The sequence below is a fragment of the Magnetococcus marinus MC-1 genome (genome assembly GCF_000014865.1).
Lineage (GTDB): Bacteria > Pseudomonadota > Magnetococcia > Magnetococcales > Magnetococcaceae > Magnetococcus > Magnetococcus marinus.
The window spans coordinates 41,894-62,243 of record NC_008576.1 but is presented as its reverse complement, the minus strand read 5'-3'; the positions used below and the strand labels follow the sequence as shown (position 1 = coordinate 62,243).

General features: G+C 56.2%; 18 protein-coding genes. 6 read left to right on the top strand and 12 right to left on the bottom strand.

The window, feature by feature from the left end; genetic code table 11:
* Positions 1-195 precede the first annotated feature (195 nt).
* Positions 196-1,539: a M48 family metalloprotease gene (locus tag MMC1_RS00285; protein WP_160162637.1), complete on the top strand. Its 1,344-nt coding sequence runs from the start codon at positions 196-198 to the stop codon at positions 1,537-1,539.
* Positions 1,540-1,601: 62 nt separating this feature from the next.
* On the opposite strand, the gene ald is transcribed toward MMC1_RS00285, so the two are convergent.
* The 8 genes from ald to MMC1_RS00245 form a co-directional block, all read right to left on the bottom strand.
* Positions 1,602-2,723: an alanine dehydrogenase gene (ald, locus tag MMC1_RS00280; protein WP_011711758.1), complete on the bottom strand. Its 1,122-nt coding sequence runs from the start codon at positions 2,721-2,723 to the stop codon at positions 1,602-1,604.
* A 216-nt stretch (positions 2,724-2,939) separates the two neighbouring features.
* On the bottom strand, positions 2,940-4,487 hold the full coding sequence (locus MMC1_RS00275; RefSeq protein WP_011711757.1) for a methyl-accepting chemotaxis protein: 1,548 nt from the start codon (positions 4,485-4,487) through the stop codon (positions 2,940-2,942).
* Between the two features lie 165 nt (positions 4,488-4,652).
* On the bottom strand, positions 4,653-6,482 hold the full coding sequence (locus MMC1_RS00270) for an IS1634 family transposase (protein ID WP_041641528.1): 1,830 nt from the start codon (positions 6,480-6,482) through the stop codon (positions 4,653-4,655).
* A 161-nt stretch (positions 6,483-6,643) separates the two neighbouring features.
* Entirely contained in the window at positions 6,644-7,816 is a 1,173-nt protein-coding gene (gene hemW / locus MMC1_RS00265; RefSeq protein ID WP_011711755.1) for a radical SAM family heme chaperone HemW, read from the bottom strand.
* A 152-nt stretch (positions 7,817-7,968) separates the two neighbouring features.
* A complete protein-coding gene (gene rph / locus MMC1_RS00260; protein ID WP_011711754.1) occupies positions 7,969-8,700 on the bottom strand; it encodes a ribonuclease PH in 732 nt (243 codons plus the stop codon).
* Positions 8,701-10,203, bottom strand: coding sequence for a sulfate reduction electron transfer complex DsrMKJOP subunit DsrK (gene dsrK, locus MMC1_RS00255; RefSeq protein ID WP_011711753.1), 1,503 nt, complete (start codon positions 10,201-10,203; stop codon positions 8,701-8,703).
* Positions 10,204-10,310: 107 nt separating this feature from the next.
* Positions 10,311-11,012 carry a respiratory nitrate reductase subunit gamma gene (locus tag MMC1_RS00250; protein WP_011711752.1) on the bottom strand — a complete coding sequence of 234 codons (702 nt, stop codon included), beginning with the start codon at positions 11,010-11,012 and terminating at the stop codon, positions 10,311-10,313.
* A 326-nt stretch (positions 11,013-11,338) separates the two neighbouring features.
* Entirely contained in the window at positions 11,339-11,674 is a 336-nt protein-coding gene (locus MMC1_RS00245) for a TusE/DsrC/DsvC family sulfur relay protein (protein ID WP_011711751.1), read from the bottom strand.
* Positions 11,675-12,126: 452 nt separating this feature from the next.
* Between MMC1_RS00245 and MMC1_RS00240 the strand changes: the two genes are divergently transcribed.
* Entirely contained in the window at positions 12,127-12,438 is a 312-nt protein-coding gene (locus MMC1_RS00240) for a (2Fe-2S) ferredoxin domain-containing protein (RefSeq protein ID WP_011711750.1), read from the top strand.
* Between the two features lie 139 nt (positions 12,439-12,577).
* Here MMC1_RS00240 and dapE read toward each other — a convergent pair whose 3' ends face one another.
* The 4 genes from dapE to MMC1_RS00220 form a co-directional block, all read right to left on the bottom strand.
* Positions 12,578-13,741: a succinyl-diaminopimelate desuccinylase gene (gene dapE, locus MMC1_RS00235; protein WP_011711749.1), complete on the bottom strand. Its 1,164-nt coding sequence runs from the start codon at positions 13,739-13,741 to the stop codon at positions 12,578-12,580.
* On the bottom strand, positions 13,741-14,592 hold the full coding sequence (dapD, locus tag MMC1_RS00230; RefSeq protein WP_011711748.1) for a 2,3,4,5-tetrahydropyridine-2,6-dicarboxylate N-succinyltransferase: 852 nt from the start codon (positions 14,590-14,592) through the stop codon (positions 13,741-13,743). Before dapD ends, dapE begins: the two co-directional genes overlap by 1 nt.
* A gap of 122 nt (positions 14,593-14,714) precedes the next feature.
* Entirely contained in the window at positions 14,715-15,932 is a 1,218-nt protein-coding gene (gene dapC / locus MMC1_RS00225; RefSeq protein ID WP_011711747.1) for a succinyldiaminopimelate transaminase, read from the bottom strand.
* Positions 15,929-16,876, bottom strand: coding sequence for a M14 family murein peptide amidase A (locus MMC1_RS00220; RefSeq protein ID WP_011711746.1), 948 nt, complete (start codon positions 16,874-16,876; stop codon positions 15,929-15,931). The genes dapC and MMC1_RS00220 overlap by 4 nt, the downstream gene beginning before the upstream one ends.
* Before the next feature lie 341 nt (positions 16,877-17,217).
* Between MMC1_RS00220 and MMC1_RS00215 the strand changes: the two genes are divergently transcribed.
* Genes MMC1_RS00215 through panC form a run of 4 tightly spaced genes read left to right on the top strand, consistent with a single transcriptional unit; the run spans position 17,218 to position 20,344 of the window.
* On the top strand, positions 17,218-18,093 hold the full coding sequence (locus tag MMC1_RS00215) for a M15 family metallopeptidase (protein WP_011711745.1): 876 nt from the start codon (positions 17,218-17,220) through the stop codon (positions 18,091-18,093).
* Positions 18,081-18,602 (top strand): 2-amino-4-hydroxy-6-hydroxymethyldihydropteridine diphosphokinase, encoded by a 522-nt coding sequence (gene folK / locus MMC1_RS00210; RefSeq protein WP_049757515.1) that lies wholly within the window; start codon positions 18,081-18,083, stop codon positions 18,600-18,602. Before MMC1_RS00215 ends, folK begins: the two co-directional genes overlap by 13 nt.
* Positions 18,603-18,659: 57 nt before the next feature.
* Positions 18,660-19,466, top strand: a complete 807-nt coding sequence (gene panB, locus MMC1_RS00205; RefSeq protein ID WP_011711743.1) for a 3-methyl-2-oxobutanoate hydroxymethyltransferase — start codon at positions 18,660-18,662, stop codon at positions 19,464-19,466.
* 8 nt (positions 19,467-19,474) lie between these two features.
* Positions 19,475-20,344, top strand: a complete 870-nt coding sequence (gene panC, locus MMC1_RS00200) for a pantoate--beta-alanine ligase (RefSeq protein WP_011711742.1) — start codon at positions 19,475-19,477, stop codon at positions 20,342-20,344.
* The last annotated feature ends 6 nt before the right edge of the window (positions 20,345-20,350 follow it).

Genomic DNA, 20,350 nt, shown 5'->3' with positions numbered 1-20,350 from the left:
CTTTACCCTCTTTTTCACGCATCACCCGTTGGGAGCGAAGCCAAAGCAGAGTACACTTAGCGACGCTACCAAGAGGTGACCACCCGCGCTGCATGGGACGCCACCACCTCTAAGGAAAGAAACCAAGCAAAAAGCTCGCCGGATTGGACCTCTATGTTCAAACACCTGCTTAACCACCCTCTATTGGGCTTATTTATGCTCTTAAATGCGCTTGTATTGCCCTATTCTGCGCATGCCGAGAAAAGTATAAGCCTGATTACGGACCCTGAAGTGATGGCGCTCATGGATGCCATGGGCAAGCCCTTGGTCGAGGCGGCGGGCCTGAACGCCACGCGCGTCAAATTTTTTGTTATTCTGGATAACAACATCAACGCCTTTGCCCTACCCAACCATTATGTGGTGTTTCACAGCGGCCTGCTTTTAAAGGCCAAGCACTACGATGAAATTGCTGGGGTGATGGCCCACGAATTAGGCCACCTTAAAGCTGGGCACCACATAAAAATGAAAGCGGACGCCCGCACCGCCTTAGCCAAACAGGTGGTAGGGGCCGCGCTGGGCATTGCCGCGGGTATGGCGGGCAGTGGCGAAGGAGCCAGCGCTTTAATTATGGGGGGCAGTGCCGCCGCCCGCCAAGGGATGCTGGACTCCACCCGCGTTAAGGAGCAGCAGGCCGACCGTTTGGCCGTGGAGTATATGGTGGCTTCATCGCTGGACCCCAATGGGGTATCACGTTTCTTTAAAACCCTCTACCAGCTCCAGCGCATGAATCCTGTTCCTCCAGCCTATTTGAGTACCCACCCTTTGGGGTTGGAGCGTCTACAGGCGGGACAGGATCTGATCGACCGTCTCCAGAACCAGATGGGCCCATTTCCCATTCAAGAGCACCCCGAGTGGCAGCAGCGATTGCAGCGTGTACAGGCCAAGTTGGAGGCTGCCGCCAGCGACGACCCACGGGCCTTTTTGCATCAACAACAGTTGAAACTTAGGCGGTTGCTACCGGGCAGCTCAGAGCACTTTGCCGCGCGTTACGGCAGTGCCTTGGCGATGCGTTACGCAGGGCAGTTGGGCAAGGCTGAGCAGGCGTTGCGTCAACTGCTCAAGGAACAGCCTAACGATCCCTATTTGCTCCGCGAGTTGGGGCTTGCCCTCTTGGATTGGGGACGCCCAGAGCAGGCCATTCCCCTTTTGCGTCAGGCGGTTGCCGGTGCTGAGGCCTATCCGGACATGCACTATCGTCTGGCCGTTGCGCTGCATGAGGTAGGCCAGTTAGACGAAGCGGCCAACATCCTTTATCGCCTAACCAGCAAACCCATTGAGCTATTGGACCCTCTTTATCTGCTGGGGGTGATTGAGGGTAAACGGGGTAACTTGAGCATGAGCCATATTGCCCTGGCCCGTTATGAGCATCGCAGGCTCGACACAAAACGCGCGCTTTGGCACTACAAACAGGCCCTCAAGCTACTCTCTGAACAGGATCCTCTACGCCGCCGCATCGACCTTGAGATCAAGGCGGTTAAAGAGGAGAAGGAGCAGGAGTAAACCGCTCCGCCTACGGTTAAACAGCAGGCCTTGCCTGGAGGCATGGTCCAGCCACCTTCCCGTTAAGCGACACCCAGCTGTGTTGCCCGTGGGGTATGGGGCAGGTTAAAGGTCTGCGCCACGGCTTGGCACACCACCTGACCTTGCACAATGTTGAGCCCCATCGCCAAACCCGCATCGTCACGACAGGCGGCCTGCCAACCCATATCCGCCAGCTTCACCACGTAGGGCAGGGTTGCATTGGTGAGGGCGCGGGTGGCGGTGATGGGCACGGCACCGGGCATATTGGTGACGCAGTAGTGGATAATCCCCTCTTCGATAAAAACCGGATTTTCGTGTGTCGTTGCTCGTGAGGTTTCAAAAATCCCCCCTTGGTCAATGGCGGTATCCACGATGACCGCGCCTGGTTGCATCTGTTTGAGCAACGCTCGGCTGATTAATTTAGGGGCGCGCGCCCCTTTGAGCAGCACGGCCCCCACCACCACATCTGCGGTTTGCAGGGCTTCTCTTATGGTCCCAGGGGTAGCGGCTAGGGTGGTGACATTGGCGGGCAGCATATCGGCGATGGCGCGTAGCCGTTCCAGATTAATGTCCAGCACTTTGACGTGGGCACCGAGGCCGGCGGCCATGCGTGCCGCTTCGGTTCCCACCACACCGGCGCCAATCACCACCACGGTAGCGGGGGCAACCCCTGGCACGCCACCGAGTAAAATCCCGCGTCCGCCTTGGGCGCGTTCCAGATATTTCGCGCTTTCTTGGATGGCCATGCGTCCAGCCACCTCGCTCATGGGGGTGAGCAGCGGCAAGTGACCTGCCCTATTTTCAACGGTTTCATAGGCAATGGCCACACATTTTGCGTCTATCACGGCCTGCGTGAGTGACTGGGACGCGGCAAAGTGAAAATAGGTAAACAGCATCTGTTCGGGTTGCAACAGGGGGTACTCTTGGATTTGTGGCTCTTTGACTTTGAGCATAAGCTGGGCCGATTGCCAGACCTGTGCTGCGGTTGGGCAGAGTTGAGCGCCTCGCTCCGTATAGTGGTGATCGGCAAAGCCGCTGCCTAGCCCGGCCTGTTGCTCTACCCACACGGCATGTCCGTGTTGGATGAGGGTTTCTACCCCATCTGGGGTGAGGGCAACCCGGTTTTCTTGGTTACGGATCTCTTTGACGACGCCGACGATCATGGTGTAACCCCGTATTGGTTGGTGCGATGGCTAAAAAAAAGGGGGGGGGTGGAATCTTTTGTTTTAAACGACACCCTACTTTTTTGGGCTCTATTTTGGAACAAGGGTTAGAGAGCGGATTGCAGGGAGAAGTTCTCTCTCCCCCCCAGGGTTTTGCTTTTGGTCTGTTAACTTTTTGGCTATTAGGCTCGCCCCAGCGGGGGTTCGGCCTAGCCGTTAGGGGAGGTATGGTTTACACCCCAGCGCCTGTGGACCAAACCGCCCGCCCCTATGCTTGACACCTAAATCCCGCTCCATCTGCTCCACCTGCCCCATTAAGCCCGTCACCATTTCAGAAACCTGCTGCAACAACACAACATTGTGATCAATCCCCCCCTCCATCTGCTGAACCGCCTCATTAACCTGCCCAACCCCCTGACTCTGCTCCTCACTGGTACGCGCAATCTCCGCCACCAAATCCGCCGTCTGCTGAATCTGCGGAACCAACGCCGCAATCAACCCCCCCGCCCGCTCCACAACCCCAACCGTCCGACCAGAAAGCGTGCCAATCTCCGCCGCCGCCAACTGACTGCGCTCCGCTAACTTGCGCACCTCCGCCGCCACCACCGCAAAACCCTTGCCCTGCTCCCCCGCCCGCGCCGCCTCAATCGCCGCATTCAACGCCAATAAATTGGTCTGCCGCGCAATCTCCTCAATAATGCCAATCTTCTGCGCAATATGATGCATCACCTCCACCGCCTCTTGCACCGCCACCCCACCCGACTGCGCCCCCTCATAGGCCCGCCGCGCAATCCCCTCCGCACCCTGCGCATGCTGGCTGTTCTGCGCAATGGTGTGGGTCATCGCCCCCATGGCCGCCACCGTCTCATGCAATGTACTCACCTGCTCATCTGTCCGCCCCATCAACGCATCACACCCCTGCGCCAACCGCTCACCATACCCCCCAACCCCCTCAATACCCCCCTGCAACCGCGCCATCACCCCCATCAACCGCCGCTGCATACGCTGTAATTCCCCCACCACCCCCAACCCCTGACTCTCCCCGATATAACCCCCTACAGCCCCCCAATCCCCCTTCGCTACCCCCCTGCAAATCCTCTGCACATGCTCTGGCTCACCCCCCAATTGCCGCCGTAACAGGTGCCCCATAGAGCCGATCATCCACAACACGAGCAACAACAATACCCCCAACCCCACCACCAACCCAGAACCACCCCCCCACACCGTGATATCCCCCAACCCCACCTCAACCCCAATCACCCAACCCCACGGCTTAAACCCCTTCACATACACCAGCCGCTCCTGCGCCCCCTCCCCCCAACGATACACCACCCCCCCCTCACCCGCTCCACGCACGACCCCCACCAAATCCCTAAAAAAAGGCTTGCCCTGCGCATCCACCACGCGCCCCAAATCCTTACCAACCCAAGTCGGCCTGCTGCTATCCACCACCATATGCAGCTTCATATCCATCAGCCATAAACCACGCCCCTCACCAAGAGCCATGGCCAACACCGCCTCCCTGGCCAATAGCTGCGCCTCATCCCGGTGATACGCCCCCAGCCGCTCCAACGTGTAAATGCGCTCCAACTGCCCATGCAGACCCGCCGCCAAAACCTTTAGCCCCTGCTGCCGCTCCATCGTTTGCTGTGTACCCAACTGCGCCACAGCAAACAACCCAAACACCACCACCACGACAACCACCAACCCCGCCATGGCCAACACCGTGAACCGTAATGAGCGAACCCTCAACCGCTGCAACATAAGACTACCCCCGCTTGCCTACCATGGACCCAATCACCCCAACACCAAATCCCCTCGTTAACCCATGTTTAACAGGCTATTGTAGAAGATCTTAAAATACAGAATCTTACGATGTGTATTTTTTTCGAGTGGCACTACAAACTGTGCATTCTTTGGAAAATGTGCTCAGACGACCATCTTTTTCACCCCGCCTGGGTTTGCATGGATTCCAAGCGCCTGGAAGATTTTCTGTTGTTCAGGCTCAGGTCTGGTGGCTTTGCGCACCTGCAAGGAATGTCCATCGGGTCGTCGAAATGAAGCGGTAATCCGGCACTGGCTGGAGAGGATGTCTCGCAGCGTGCTCCAGCGACCGTGGATACCTTTTTCCGCCAATTGTTGACGTATTATCTGTACGATCTGGTAGGTCAGCACGGTGATAAACAGATGACCATCGCTGCGTTCCTCTTTCCGATGGAAGAGTGGACGCAAGCCCAATTCCGATTTGAGAGAGCGAAACACCGATTCCAGATCCGTGAGGGTGATGTAGGTGCGCCATAAGCGCTCCTCATCCCAGCCGGTCTCGTTGCTACGCAGGCAGTAGACCCCAGGGTGGGTCAGCGAGGTGCCATCGAGCGGTTTTTGTTTCCAATGGATGGCTTGGGCCTGCAAACCACTGTCGTCCGGGATGATTTCGATGTGGTAGTGCTGGCCTATACCACGATTTTTTTCTTTCAGCCGTCCAATGCGCTCCCAAAGTTTATCGATATTCTTTGTGGTGCGGGGCTTGGAAAGCCCCTCGGAGAGCTTAGTCAGACCGGCTTCAAAGCGCTCGGCAAAACGCCGGGAGATCCCCTTTTCCTTTTCCGCACGGCGTTGGGAATGACAGTAAAGCCTCACCTCCTGGCCATCGTCGCTGAGAACTTTTTGGATGTGGATCTGTTCCTTTGCGGCCGTTTCGATACATGCAGCACCGTTGAAATCGAATTGCCGCTCGCGTTCTCGGCTGACCACCAGATAACGATAGCCTTTGTCGCGTAACCAGACAAGATTGGCCTCAGTGGCTACCCCCCGATCCATAACCACCAAGGTACCATTGGGAGCATTCAAGCCTTTGAGCATCCCTTCCAGGGTGCTCCCTTCGGAGACATTGCCGGGGAAAATCTGCGAACGGCGCACAAACCCGCTACCGTCGAGTACCAGACCCAAGGTCAACAGGGGAGAGTCGCAACGCTTCTCCTTTGAGCGCCCCCGCTGAGCTTTGCTGTTTCCTTCTGCCTCTCCCTCAAAATAGGTATTGGTCAAATCGTATAAGGTGACGGTGCCCGGCAGGTTGAATAGATCGTTAATCTTGGAAAACAATCTGTTTTCGATAGCCTCGCGGTTTCTGATCAATAGGTCTGAAACTCGGTAAAATTGCATCAGGCTCATGGTCTCGAAGTCCACATCAAGCAACTCCCCTAGGCCGCTTTGGGCGCTGAGCCATCTATGCAGCGCCCGTTCGGAACCAGGTGCGGCCATGCGTCCAATAATGGCGCCGATGGCTGCGGCTCGCTGAGGGCCGGTTAGTCCGACATCGGCCAACAGTTCTGTAAACCCTGCCTTACCCATGGCCCATAGTCCCACCTGCTCCACCCCCACACTCCGGGGGCGGCTCATTTCAAGAGAGTCCACCAATACTGTTTGCACATCCTCTGGGGAAAGGCCGGTTTCCGTCTCCTTGGCAGACGGGATTGCTTCCGGCTGACGGGTCAACAATTGCGCGACAATACGCTGGGCCTCCCGCTCCACTTGCGAAGGACAATCAAGAGAAATCAGTGTCTTCTGAGGGCTTAGCAGTTGATCGATACGTGAACACAAGGTGGGCCAGTGATTCTGGCCTATGGCGAAATGACGGCCAAGATTCAAGAGTGTCACCTGCCTGACCTTCGTGCCGACACGAAGGGATTGAACCAGGCGATGCGTGTAGTAAGATTCGCCTGTGGCTGTATTGCGGGTTTGTGTGCGTCGTATATACATACTCGGAATGATACCAAAAGCACCATGGTGGCGCAAGACATAATAATTTATTATGGCACTACAAAACATGTTTGAATTTGTGAGTACATATAAATCAATATGTTAAAATACATCAACAGGCCAAACATGCCTAAATTCGGCAGAGAAACGTTAAACATGGGTTAAGGCTCAACCTCCATCAACTCCGCCATTACCCCATCCGCCAACCGTAACCCCCGTGGTGTCAACCACACATGCGTTGCACTCTGCGCAAGCATACCCTGTCGCTCAAACCATGCCAGCCCATCACCCACGCTCTGCTGTAAAGAGACCCCCCTTACCCACTGATAGGTCGCCTTGCTCATCCCCTCGCCCATACGCAAACCCATCACCAACGCCTCATTACCCGCCTCCTGCGGGGTCAACCGCTGATCCCTCACCCATGGCGAACGTCCCGCCTCAACACACGCCATATAACGTGCTGCATCCGCCAGATTGGCACTGCGCCACACCACGCCATCCGCATCACTCCATTTGCCATGCGCCGCCACCCCCACCCCCAAATAATCCCCAAACCGCCAATAGTTCACATTGTGCCTGCACCCATGCCCAGCCCGCGCAAAATTGCTGATTTCATAAGAAGGCAACCCCGCCGCTGTCAGCCGCTCATAGGTGGCCTCCAACAGTGCGAGCTGTCGCTCCTCATCCGCAACCAACGCCTCACCCCCCTGCTGCCGCTGAAAAAAGGGCGTGCCCGGCTCCACCGTCAAGCCGTAACAGGAGAGATGCGGCGGCGCAAAAGCCAATACCTCTGCCAACTCCTCCAACCACCCCGCCACCGTATGGCCCGGCGTGGCAAATATGAAATCCGCACTCCAGCTGCTAAACCCCGCCTGTGCCAACCACCCTAACCCCTGTAACGCCTGCGCCCGGTCATGGGGGCGCTGCAACTGACGCAACCGCCCCTCATCCAACGCCTGCACCCCCACACTCATACGGGTAATGCCCGCCTCACCGTAACCGGCCAAACGCCCCTGCGTGAGTGACTCCGGATTACCCTCCATCGTCACCTCACAACCGCTCTCCAACGGCCAAATCGCCCCAATACCGGCCATTAACCGGCCAATCTGCGGTGGATCAAATAACGATGGCGTACCCCCGCCCAAAAAAATGCTCTGCAAAGGCCGCGCATCCTGTGAAAAACGCCGCCGCCACATACCCAACTCCATGAGCAGGGCATCCACATAACGCTCCTGGGGCACCTGCACCTCGACCCGTGAATGAAAATCACAATAGGGACACTTATGCACACAGTAAGGAATATGGAGATAGAGAGAGAGGGGAAATATGGTCATGATGCCCAATTAGGAGAGAAAAGAGAGCGGTCCTACTCAAGGCCCGCCCCCAACAGAAGAGTGGTTAAGCCAAGCTACGCCTACCCCCCAAAACAAAACAAGGGGCCATGATGGCCCCTTGCACTTTGCTGCTTATCTTCAACACACCAAGCCTACCCCTTGAGCAGGGCCAGCTTCTGGGCTTGTACCAGCGCTTTGATACCTTGGTCGGCCAACGCCGCCATGCTCTCAAATTCAGGCCGGGTAAAGGGAACCCCCTCCGCCGTGCCCTGAATCTCCACAAAACCACCGGCACCGGTCATCACAAAGTTCATATCGGTGTCGCAGCGAGAGTCCTCTTGATAGTCCAGATCCAGCGCGGGCATACCGGCCACCATGCCACAACTGACCGCAGCCACATGATCCCGCAACGGATTGTGGCGTATCAAGCCCGCCTTCAGCAGACCCGTAACCGCATCGTGCATCGCCACAAAAGCACCGGTAATCGAGGCCGTGCGGGTACCCCCATCCGCTTGGATCACATCACAATCCAGCCAGATGGTGCGCTTGCCCAACGCCTGTAGATCCACCACCGCACGCATGGCACGCCCAATCAAACGCTGGATCTCCAAGGTGCGACCACTCTGCTTGCCCTTAGCAGCCTCGCGTCCCATACGTACATTGGTCGAACGGGGCAGCATGCCATACTCAGCCGTCACCCAACCCCGATCCTCATTACGCATCCACCGGGGCTGAGACTCCTCCACCGTGGCGGTACACAACACCTGAGTATCCCCAAAGGCGATTAAACAGGAGCCTTCGGCATGCTTGGTATAGTGACGGGTTATGGTCACCGCCCGCATCTCATCCGGGCGGCGCCCACTGATCCGCAGAGAGCTGTTCAATTAAACAATACCCTTCTTAGCACCCAACTGAATGGCATTACTCACCAGCTGATGCACCCCACCCACCGTATCCATGGGGATACCATAGTAGGGAAGAACCTTGGTAAACTGCGCTTTACAAATGGCGCAAATTAGGGCCAGGAAGTTGACATTATCCTCTTCCATCACCTTTTTCAGAGCTGTCACCCGTGGCATCACACCCTTAATACGCAGATCCATCAACTCGTCGGTCAACAGACCACCACCACCACCACAGCAGAAGGTCTTTTCGTGAATGGTGTCAGGATCCATATCCACAAACCGGTTGGCCGAGGCCCGAATCAAAGCGCGGGGAATCTCAAACTGACCACCGGGATTGGGTCCCATGCGTGAGGCCCGCGCCACGTTACAGGAATCGTGGAAGGTGATGATCTTGTCATCGTTGGCGCTACGATCCATGGTCAACGCACCACGGTTGTACAGATCGTTGGTAAACTCACAAATATGTTGGGGCACGGGATAGCGGGGATCCAGATAGTCAAAGGGACCATTCAACGTGTTCCAGAAGGCATAAGCCACCCGCCACGCATGGCCACACTCACCCACCACAATACGCTTGACACCCAGCTCGCGAGCCTGATCGCTAATGCGCTTGGCGATCTTCTGCATCTGGTCAAAGTTGCCGATAAACATGCCAAAGTTGGCCGCCTCGGAAGCAACCGAACTGATGGTGTAACTAATACCAGCCTGGTGAAACACCTTGGCATAGCCCATCAACGAATCCACATGCGGGGCTGAGAAAAAGTCCGCTGAAGGCGGTACCAACAGAACCTCAGCACCCTTTTGATCCAGGGGTAGACGTACCTCATGACCGGTGGTCTCTAGGATATCATCTTCCAAAAAGTCCAAAGTACCCTTGAGCGCGGGTTTAGGAATGCCCAAGTTATTGCCCAGATCATGTACCTTACCCACGATCTCCGCAGAATACTTATGACCCACGCCAATGCTGTCCATCAGCTCACGGGCCGCCATGGTCACTTCGGCGGTGTCAATACCGTAAGGGCAAAAGACCGAACAACGGCGACACTGGGAACACTGGTGGAAATAGGTAAACCACTTCTCCAGAGTCTCTTCATTAAAGTCCGACGCCTTCACCAAACTGGGGAACAGCTTGCCACCCGGTGTAAAGTAACGGCGATAGACCTCGCGCATCAGCTCGGCGCGCTGCACCGGCATGTTGTTGGGATCTTGCGTGCCCAGATAGTAATGGCACTTATCGGTGCAGGAGCCGCACTTTACGCAGATGTCCATAAACACCTGCAAAGAACGGTATTTGGAGAGCAGATCCCCAAATTTTTCAATGCCTGCCTGCTGCCAATTTTCCACCCGCTCTCCGGGGAAATCCAGCGGCTCCATATGCTTGGCTTGGGCCGGAATGGGCTTGAGATGGCTCATCGTCCCAACCACAGGGGCTGGGGTTACAATGTCGTCACCAATTTCCGGTACATGGATGTCGTCAGCCACGTGAGGACTCCTCAGCTTAGCAAACCCTGTACAGCACAGGGTGCGATGTTCGTGTTCACCACCTCAAACCAAGGTGGATGCCTGTTCCAAACCAACCCGTCGCAAACTTAATACTTGGACCAAGGGTTGACGTGCTTGGCCTCTCTTGGGGTATCGGTCTGGTTGCGGGTGGGGCTGAAGAAGATCCCAACCATATGCATCAACTTGCTGAACGGGAAGATAATCATCAACGCCAATACCAGCAAGAAATGCAGCAAGAAAACCACATCACTGGGGGTCTCAAAGCCCTGCATCCCCAACCAACCCATCATCGCCGCCTTGATCTCCACCACATCCGGGTGGATGGCAAAGGTCATCAGCAGACCACTGCCGCCAATGGCCATGAGCAGCAGCAAAATCAGATAGTCAGCCTTAGACGAGATGTGGCGAAAACGATCCACCATCAGACGGCGTAGGAACAGAAAACCCAGACCACCCACCATGGCGATGCCAGCAACAATGCCAACAATCTGAAAATGGCCAGCGACCTCTGGAATATCTTCCACGAAATAGCGCAAATGACGCAATGTCACCAGCGCCAAGGCAACGTGAAAAAGGTAGCCGCCCATCCAAGTCCACTTATCCCCCTTAAACAGGCTGTTGAAAAAGGCTACCTCGGTAAAGAGGCGCCATGCAACACCCTGTTTGGTCAATGGGGCGGGGGTCGTTGGAATTTTTAAGGGGGCGGGGGTACGGGCATATTTGACGATACGCGCAAGAATACCGACAACAAAAATGCCCAAGGCGAGATAGGCGAGGATCATCAACATCCAGGTTTCCCCTCTGGCTGTTTACAGGTTCATAACCTTACTAAATTTCCACTGGATGACCAGCCCAAGGCTACACGGCGGCCATGCCCTCGTTTAAGTAACTCGCTGTAGGTGTCCAAACCGCAAATCTATCGAACACCTATAGTCAGATCCCTGTTCCGAAGGTCAAGGAAAGACCCATTCTCATGCTTTACACAAAGAAAACCGGCTTTGGCCAAAGGTGTACAGGGGCGAAAGCCGGTCTCTTTTTGCAACCACACCTCAAGGGTGCGGCCTCTCGGTCCGGGGGGTCCCCCCACAAGGGGATCCCCCCCGGCTGATGCGTGTTAGACGCAACCGGTAGGCTTGGGCAGGCCAGCAACCTTACAGGCTTGCTTAGCAGGACCACCGGGATACAGGTCATACAGGTACTTGGTGTTGCCCTTATCTTTGCCCAGCTTCTTACCAATGGCTTTGGTCAGAATGCGGATCATGGGAGCAATCTTGTACTCTTCATAGTACTCACGCAGGAAGTGAACAACTTCCCAGTGGGACTCAGTCATGTCGATGCCTTCTTCCTTAGCGAGGTAGTTGGCAACGTCTTCGTTCCACTGACCGAGATCGACGAGGTATCCGTCTTCGTCAGTTTCGTAGGTGGTACCGTTGAGTTCAAAGCTGGACATATCTCGTTCTCCATAATGGTGACACATTGGTGCCATCGTTCAGGCAAACAACCACACAATGGGTGGCTGTACGCTTTTTCGCGCCGCGATACAGCGTTTTTCAATCAAACATTAGCATATCATGGATTCCTAACGCACTGAAGTCAACCCCTCTAATCACGCTTGCGTGAATTGAAAAAGCGCGCGTTCAACAAGAATTCTCAAAAATCCGTGGGTTGCGTGAATTATACGTCATAAATTTTGACGAATGCTAGGGATTGATTTTATCCATTAGTTGACAGAAAAGCCAAGGATGACCAGAATCCACCCCAACTTTATCTGCGCTTTGGCGCAATCAGCGCCCATGTGTGCAGGCGAAACATCGCCATACCATGGTTGCAACTTCATGAAAAAGTAGCTGTTAATCCCTGTTCCACAGCAGCTACTGGGGTTTATTGCTCAGGAGGCTCTTTATGAAACCCAAGCATCACGTTTTTGTCTGCATGAACCGTCGTCCCGAAGGCCACCCCCGTGGCTCCTGCCAAGCCAGTGGCTCCCAGGGTACCTTCGAAGCCTTTAATACCGAGCTCGAAAAGCGCGGTATGTACGAGCAGGTATTTGTTACCGGCACCTTCTGCATGGGTCCCTGTGACCGTGGCCCCGTGGCCGTGGTCTACCCCGAAGGGGTCTGGTACGGTAATGTCAAACCCGAAGATGTCAGCGAAATCTTCGACAAGCACTTTGTCGATGGCGGCGAACCCGTTGAGCGTCTGCGCATCATGTAAGGGACACACCACGGCTTAAAAAAAGGCGGCCCTCCCCTTGGAGGACCGCCTTTTTATCAACCAACACCGTGCATCCTGGGCAGCACAGGCATACACCGCCCCTTTGCCGCAGCCAAGAACCACCTCTCACCCTGGGGGCTCACCCCTGGGGGGGGTAGAGCCGCTCCAACAGCCGCCGGTATACCTCGGTCAACACCTCTAAATCCGCCACCGGCACCCGCTCATCCACTTTGTGCATGGTACTGCCCACCAGACCAAACTCCACCGTCTGCACACAATGGCGGGAGATAAAACGGGCGTCCGAGGTGCCCCCGCCGGTGGAGAGCTGCGGCTCCAACCCTGTGACCTGCGCCACCGTTGCCTTGACCGCCTCCACCAGAGGCCCACCCTCGGTAATAAAGGGCAGTCCCGAGGTCATCATCTGTAGATCATAATCGACCTCGGCCCCATCCAACACTTGGCGTATGCGGGCCTCCAAGCTCTCGGGGGTGTGCATGGCACTAAAGCGGATATTAAACCCCGCCGTCAGCTCACCCGGCACCACGTTGGTGGCACTACCACCCGACTGCACCGCCGTAAACTGAAGAGAAGTCGGCTGAAAAAACCGATCCCCTTGGTCAAACGTCATGCTGCTAATCGCCGCCAGCACCGGGGCGGCCCGGTGAATGGGATTATCCACCAAATGGGGATACGCCACATGCCCCTGCACCCCGCGAATGGTCAAACGACCGTTCACCGAACCACGCCGCCCATTCTTGATGCAATCCCCCAACTGTGCCGCACTGGTGGGCTCCCCCACCAAGCAGTAATCCATCTTCTCCTGCTGGCTCTCCAACCACTGTAACACCTTGAGGGTGCCATCCAGCGCATCCCCCTCTTCATCACCGGTAATGAGAAAACTTAGGCTATGCTGCTGCGCAAAATGGGGACGCGCCGCCAAAAAACGCGCGGTCGCGGCGACCATACAGGCCAAGCCACCCTTCATATCCACCGCCCCACGGCCCGTGATATAGCCCTCTTCCAGGGTCGCTGCAAAGGGGTCACTGGACCAGCGGCTGGTATCCCCTGCCCCCACCACATCGGTATGTCCGGCAAAGGTAAAATTGCGCCCCTTGCTGCCCAGCCGCGCGTAAAAGTTCTCCACATGACCAAAACGCAGTCGATGCACCGTAAAACCCAGATCCTCCAGATGGCGAATCAGCAGATCTTGGCAGCCATGATCCATTGGCGTCACTGACGGGGCCTGAATTAAGGCCCGCGCCAGTGCCACCGGATCCACCATTTCGGGTGAATAAACCGTCATTAGAACTCCCGCAGCAGCTCGTTGATGCCGGTCTTGGAACGGGTCTGTGCATCCACGGTTTTTACAATCACCGCACAATACAAGTTAGGGCCAGGCTGACCATTGGGCATGGGCTTGCCGGGCATGGTGCCGGAAACCACCACCGAATAGGGGGGCACATAGCCCATATGGATCTCACCGCTGGCACGATCCACAATCTTGGTGGATTTACCCAGATAAACCCCCATAGAGAGCACCGAACCCTCACCCACAATCACCCCTTCCGCCACTTCGGCGCGGGCACCAATAAAGCAATTATCCTCAATAATCACTGGATTGGCCTGTAGAGGCTCCAACACCCCACCAATACCTGCCCCCCCCGAGATGTGTACATTTTTACCAATCTGAGCACAGGAACCCACCGTTGCCCAGGTATCCACCATGGTACCAGAATCCACATAGGCACCAATGTTACAGTAAGAGGGCATCAACACCACACCAGGGGCAATATAGACCCCCTTACGGGCCGTGGCCGGGGGGACCGCGCGAAAACCAGCCTGTTTAAAACGCGCCTCGTCCCAACCCGCAAACTTCAAAGGCACCTTGTCAAAATAGGTGGCCCCCTCGTCGCCCATCACCTGATTGTCGTGCAGCTTAAAATAGAGCAGTACCGCCTTTTTGGCCCACTGGTTGACCACCCAACCATGCTCAGCCTCGGGATGATCGGGGTTTTTCTCCGCCACCCGCAATGTGCCAGCATCGATGGCTTCGATGGTCTCTAAAACGGCCCGACGCACCTCACCTGCGGTGCTGCTATTGATACCGTCACGTTCATCCCAGGCCTTCTCAATGATGGCTTGCAGATCGGACATTGGGGAATTCTCCTTCGCGTTGCACGTATGATTGCATTGAAAAAACGTTTTTTTCTGTTCAATGCATGGTTCAAAAAAGGGGTGGCGGCACCAACCGTGAACAACGCCCCCCTGGTTTTTGCTTAAACAGCCTGGGACTGCCCTATCATCTCTTGAGCGCACTGGGCAATGCGATGCATCGCCTCCCGATTTTGCTCTAACGTCGCCACTAGGGCAATACGGATATACCCATCCGCCGGGTTACCATGGGCCCCTTGACGCCCCAAATAGCCGCCGGGCAGCACCACCACATTATATTTTTCGTAGAGAGTGCGGGCAAACAACGCACCGCCACCGGGTACCTTGAGCCATAGATAAAAACTGGCCTCGGGGCGGGTCACGGGCAAAACCGGTGAGAGAATCGCCATGGACTCCTCCAGCTTGGCCCGGTAGGCCCGCCGATTCTCCTCCACATGCTGCTCATCATCCCAGGCGGCGATGGCCGCTTTTTGAATAAACGGCGGTGTGGCACAACCGGTGTAAGTGCGCAGCTTAAAGTAGTGGTCCAACAGTTGGGCATCCCCGGCGATAAAACCGGTGCGGGCCCCCGGCATGTTGGAACGCTTGGAGAGGGAGTGAAACACCAAACAGCGGGCAAAATCGTGCCGACCCATGGCCGCACACGCCTGCAACAATCCCGGCGGCGGGGCATCATACCAGATCTCCGAGTAGCACTCATCGGCACAGATCACAAAATCGTAGGTATCCGCCAGCCGAATGAGCTCCTGCAACTCCTCCAACGGATGCACCGCCCCGGTGGGGTTGGATGGGGAGCAGAGATAGACCATCTGCGTACGCGCCAACAACTCGGCATCCAACTGGGTAAAGGGGGGGCGCAAATGGGTCTCTTCCGTGGCGTCAATATGGACAGGCTCCACCCCCGCCATAAAACAGGCCCCCTCATAGATCTGGTAGAAGGGGTTGGGGGTCAATACCACCCCCCCCTTGGCCCGATCCACCACCGCCAACGCCACCGAAAAAATCGCCTCACGGGTGCCATTGGCCGACAGCACATGCCGGTCGGGATCCACACTGCCCGCTTGCAGTTCAAAACGGCGGGTCAACCAAGCCGCCATGCTTTCACGCAGGGCTCGCTCCCCTCGGGTGGTGGGATATTTGGCCATATCCCCATCCTGCAACGCCTCCATCATACGCTGGGTTACAAACGCCGGCGTGGGATGCTTGGGCTCACCAATGGAGATGTTCAGAGGGGATAACGCCCCATTGGGGGTAATTCCCTCAAACAAAACCGCCAGCTTCTCAAACGGATAGGGGTTGAGACGCGCCATTTCAGGATTCATGAATGCGATGCCTCCCTGGGGATAGCATGGTTGGTATCTTGGTCAGGGTCATGATCGACCCCCACCTGCCGGGTAGCGGGGTTAACATTACGGCTAAGCCAACGCACCAGATCCATCCAAATATTGCGGATCTCGCTGTTGCTGGGCATGATGCCCGCATATTTAAGCTCAATGGTAATGATGGGTATCTTCTTATACATGCCCGCATAGCGTCCCAAAGAGCCAGGATAGGTACCCAGCGGCGATAGATACAACGAACCCAGCCGCTTGGGGGGATTTTTGGGGGGGCCATCAAAATCCAACAACCCATAAGGGGCATGAATCGAGACGATCACATCAGGCTTAAAGCTCTCGATCTCTTGGGCGATCCAGCGGGATTCCGGCTCGCTCAAAGGGGCTGGACCCGGATAGCGGCGCGGATCGCGCAGGGTATCTTTCTCCCAATATTCTAAGGCCTTGTCGGCCCAATCTGGCGTGCCGAAATTACGGTTTAAATCAACCCCATGGGCGTTCATACGCACCGAATTTTCCTGGAGCAAACCATCTGGATTGGTCAGGGGAGCCACCCGCCAGTGAAACAACCCAGAGTGATACAAATTCAACTTTTCCAACCACCGAAAGGTAATGCTCACCGAAGAGTATTCGTCACCATGAATGCCCCCCAACACCAAAATCCGCCCCCTGGGAAGACGCTGCCCCAGGGGGGGATACTCCTTCACCAAAATGGGAATCCCCCCCACCGAATACCCACCCGTTGGGCGCAATTCTTGCGAAAGACAATCCTGTACCGAAACGCTGCCCAACTTGTTACCAATGCGCTGACAGGTCTGCTCCATGGAGAGCAACGGGCTCAAAGCACCAGTATCGCCCGCCTGTACCGGGGGGCAACCTAAAAAAAAGACAAGGGCCAATGGTAAGGCCCACCAGTGTTGAGCATGGGTCATCAGTGTCTATCCGCTAGCATGAGCACCATTTTAATGGGAACTAATAACAAACACCGTAATCTCGTTAGAAACGATGTTCGTTCACAAGGTGCATCGGGGAGTTTTACCAACCCTAGGCCCAAGCGTCAAATTGGAAACTCAAATCAGGGGAACCATTTTTTTTACGCCCCTCCGTTTTTCCGAAAGGATAGACCAAGCGGAAGCTTGTATCGGAACCGAGTTATGGGGTATAAATCTACGCTGGATCGTTTCTACTTAACAGGGCTTCTCTCTGTTACCAAAAGAGATCAAGACGGTTCGCGTCACATCCAATCTTCTATATTAAAGCGGGTAATCGGGGCATGATGCAACGACGTCAATTTTTGCAGGCTATGGCTGTAGGGGTATTCGGTGGAGCAGGAATGGTCGCCACAGAGGCCCATGCCATCGAAAAAGCTGTGCCCATGCCAAAAAAGACCGAGGCTTATCTGCGTGCCTCCATGGACCAAGCGGAGATCGAAGAGGCGGTGCGTCGCATCCGTAACTTCAATACCGCCCATAAAGACGATATTTTCCTCTCTCCCGCTCAATTTGCTACCCTAAAAAAGGTGAACATTCGCTTTACCCGGCTGGAAAATCTGGTCGGTCATGCCAATTTTCACCTGTTGGGCTTTGATGAAGCGATCAACCTGGCGAAAAATTTTAGCTCGGTGGAGTCCTTCTCCAAGGCTGAGCTGGATTTTCTGGAAGAGCTCTTTTTCCGCGATGCCGGTGCCTATGGCTTTAACGGCTACAAGCCCTTTACCCGTCTGACCGAAGAGATCCCCAAACGAGAGGTCAGCAAGTTGCCCTTCACCGGCAACTATCTCTACCGGGGCACCCCCGTACAGACCTACAATAAAATTCTCCGCGATGTGGGGGATAAGGTTATCCTTACCTCTGGTGTACGGAGCGTGATCAAGCAATTCCGTCTCTTTTTGCACAAAGCCGAAGAGAGTCAAGGCAACCTCTCCATGGCCTCCCGTTCGCTGGCCCCGCCGGGTTACTCTTTCCACGGTATCGGCGATTTTGATGTGGGGCAGGTGGGCTTTGGCTATCTTAACTTTACCGAGCACTTTGCCACCACCGAGGTGTTTAAGCGTCTGCGGGATCTCGGTTATGTCAACCTGCGCTACCCCCGCGACAACCTACTTGGGGTGCGTTTTGAACCCTGGCACATCAAGGTATTGTCGGTCTGAGCACCCCTCTGCTTGCCACACCTGTTGACGCCCAGATTGGCCTAGGAGCCAACCTGGGAGAGCCGTTGCGCAACTGCCAGCAGGCCCTGCTTATGCTGGACAAGCAGCCCCATGTCACGGTGACAGCCTGCTCATCCTGGTATCGTACCGAGCCCTTGGGACCACAACAGCCCGACTATATCAACGGCGCGGCCACCCTGACCACCACCCTGTCCCCCTTGGCGTTGCTGGCGCTCTTGTTGGATGTTGAGCAACAGATGGGACGAGACCGCCACCGGGAACAGCGCTGGGGACCCAGAGCGCTGGATCTGGATCTGCTCTTTTATGCGGACCTGCTGTTGGATCACCCTCAGCTTATCTTGCCCCACCCCCAGTTGCACCTACGCCGTTTTGTGTTGCAGCCGCTTGGGGAGATTATCCCCACCAAGCGACACCCCAAACTGGGCAAAACCGTTGACACCCTCTTGAGTGAGGTTGAAGATAGGGGCCAAGTGGAGCGCCTGAGCTAAGGCGTGTTATTCACAGAGGTTGAGCCACCTTCCTCTTTTCCCCCAGGCAGAACGGTTATGAAAAAACGCGTGCGGGTACCGGATCTGGTACGCATGAAACAGCAGGGCGAGCCCATTGTGGCCCTGACCGCCTATGATTACACCCTGGCCCGCTTGGTGGACGCCGCCGATGTGGATCTGGTACTGGTAGGGGATTCGCTGGGTATGGTGGTACAGGGGCACGAAACCACCCTGCCCGTCACCCTGGATGAGATGATCTATCACACCCGCGCCGTTGCGCGGGGTTGCCAACGCGCCTTGGTGGTGCTGGATATGCCCTTTGGCTCGACCCAAAACGGCCCAGAGCGCACCTTTGAACAGGCCGCACGGGCTATGAAAGAGAGCGGTGCCGCCGCCATTAAGCTGGAGGGGGGGCAGGCTATGGCCGCCACGGTGGCCTATTTGACTGAACGCGCCATCCCCGTCATTGGCCATTTGGGACTCACCCCCCAATCGGTCCACGCCTTTGGTGGCTTTAAGATCCAGGGGCGTGACCAAGCCGCCGCCCAGCGCATCGCCGACGACGCCCTCGCCCTACAACAGGCCGGGGCAGGAGCCATTATTCTGGAGGGCATACCTGCGGCACTGGCCCAACAGGTAAGCCAATCCCTGACCATTCCCACCATTGGTATCGGTGCCGGGGTGGGGTGCGATGGGCAGGTTTTGGTTATCTATGATATGCTGGGACTGTATGGCGATCTGGCCCCCAAATTTGTCAAACGCTATCTTGATGGGGTACCCGTCATAGGGGGTGCCATTGGGGCCTATGTGCAAGAGGTCCGCAACCGCCAATTCCCCACCCCAGACCATAGCTTTGAGAAGTAGGATCAACCATGGAGAGCCTGCAAGATCGCGCCGCACTGCTGGCTTGGCGTAAACGCCAGGGCCACCAAAACATCGGCTTTGTACCCACCATGGGCTGCCTGCATGAGGGCCATTTGACCCTGCTGCGAGAGGCCCGCCAACGCTGTGAGCAGGTGGTGGTCTCGATCTTTGTCAACCCAACCCAATTTGGCCCCAATGAGGATTTTGACCTCTACCCCCGCACCTTTGAGGCCGATTGGGCACTGCTGGAGGCCGAGGGCTGCGATGCCCTGTTCCACCCCACGGTGGCCGCCATCTACCCCCCAGAGAACCCCAACCTGACCCATGTAACCCTACCAGCCCTCGCGGGTATGCTGTGTGGGGCGGTGCGTCCTGGCCATTTTGATGGGGTCGCTACTGTCGTGACCCTGCTGCTCAATCTGGTACGTCCCACCTCTGCCTTTTTTGGTTTAAAGGATTACCAGCAGTTTACCGTGTTACGCAGCATGGTGCAGGATCTGGCCATGCCGGTGGAGGTGATTGGTATACCCACCGTACGGGAGCCAGATGGCTTGGCCATGTCCAGCCGCAACCGCTATCTGGATGCCCCAGCCAGGGCCCAAGCTGTGGCCCTTAGTCAGGGGCTCAACCGCGCCTACCACGCCTATCAAGAGGGGCTGCATGACGCCACCGCATTGGCGCATTTGGTCGAACAAACCTTGCGGCAGGCAGGCATTGCGCGTATCGACTATGTAGCCGTGCGGGATGCCCTTACCCTGCAACCCTGGCAGGGTAAGGGGGCACCCGTGGTGCTGATTGCTGCCCATGTGGGGGCCGCGCGTTTGATTGATAATCTGGTTTTGGGTGCCCAACCCATCCCATCTGTTACCCAAGAATGAGGTTCA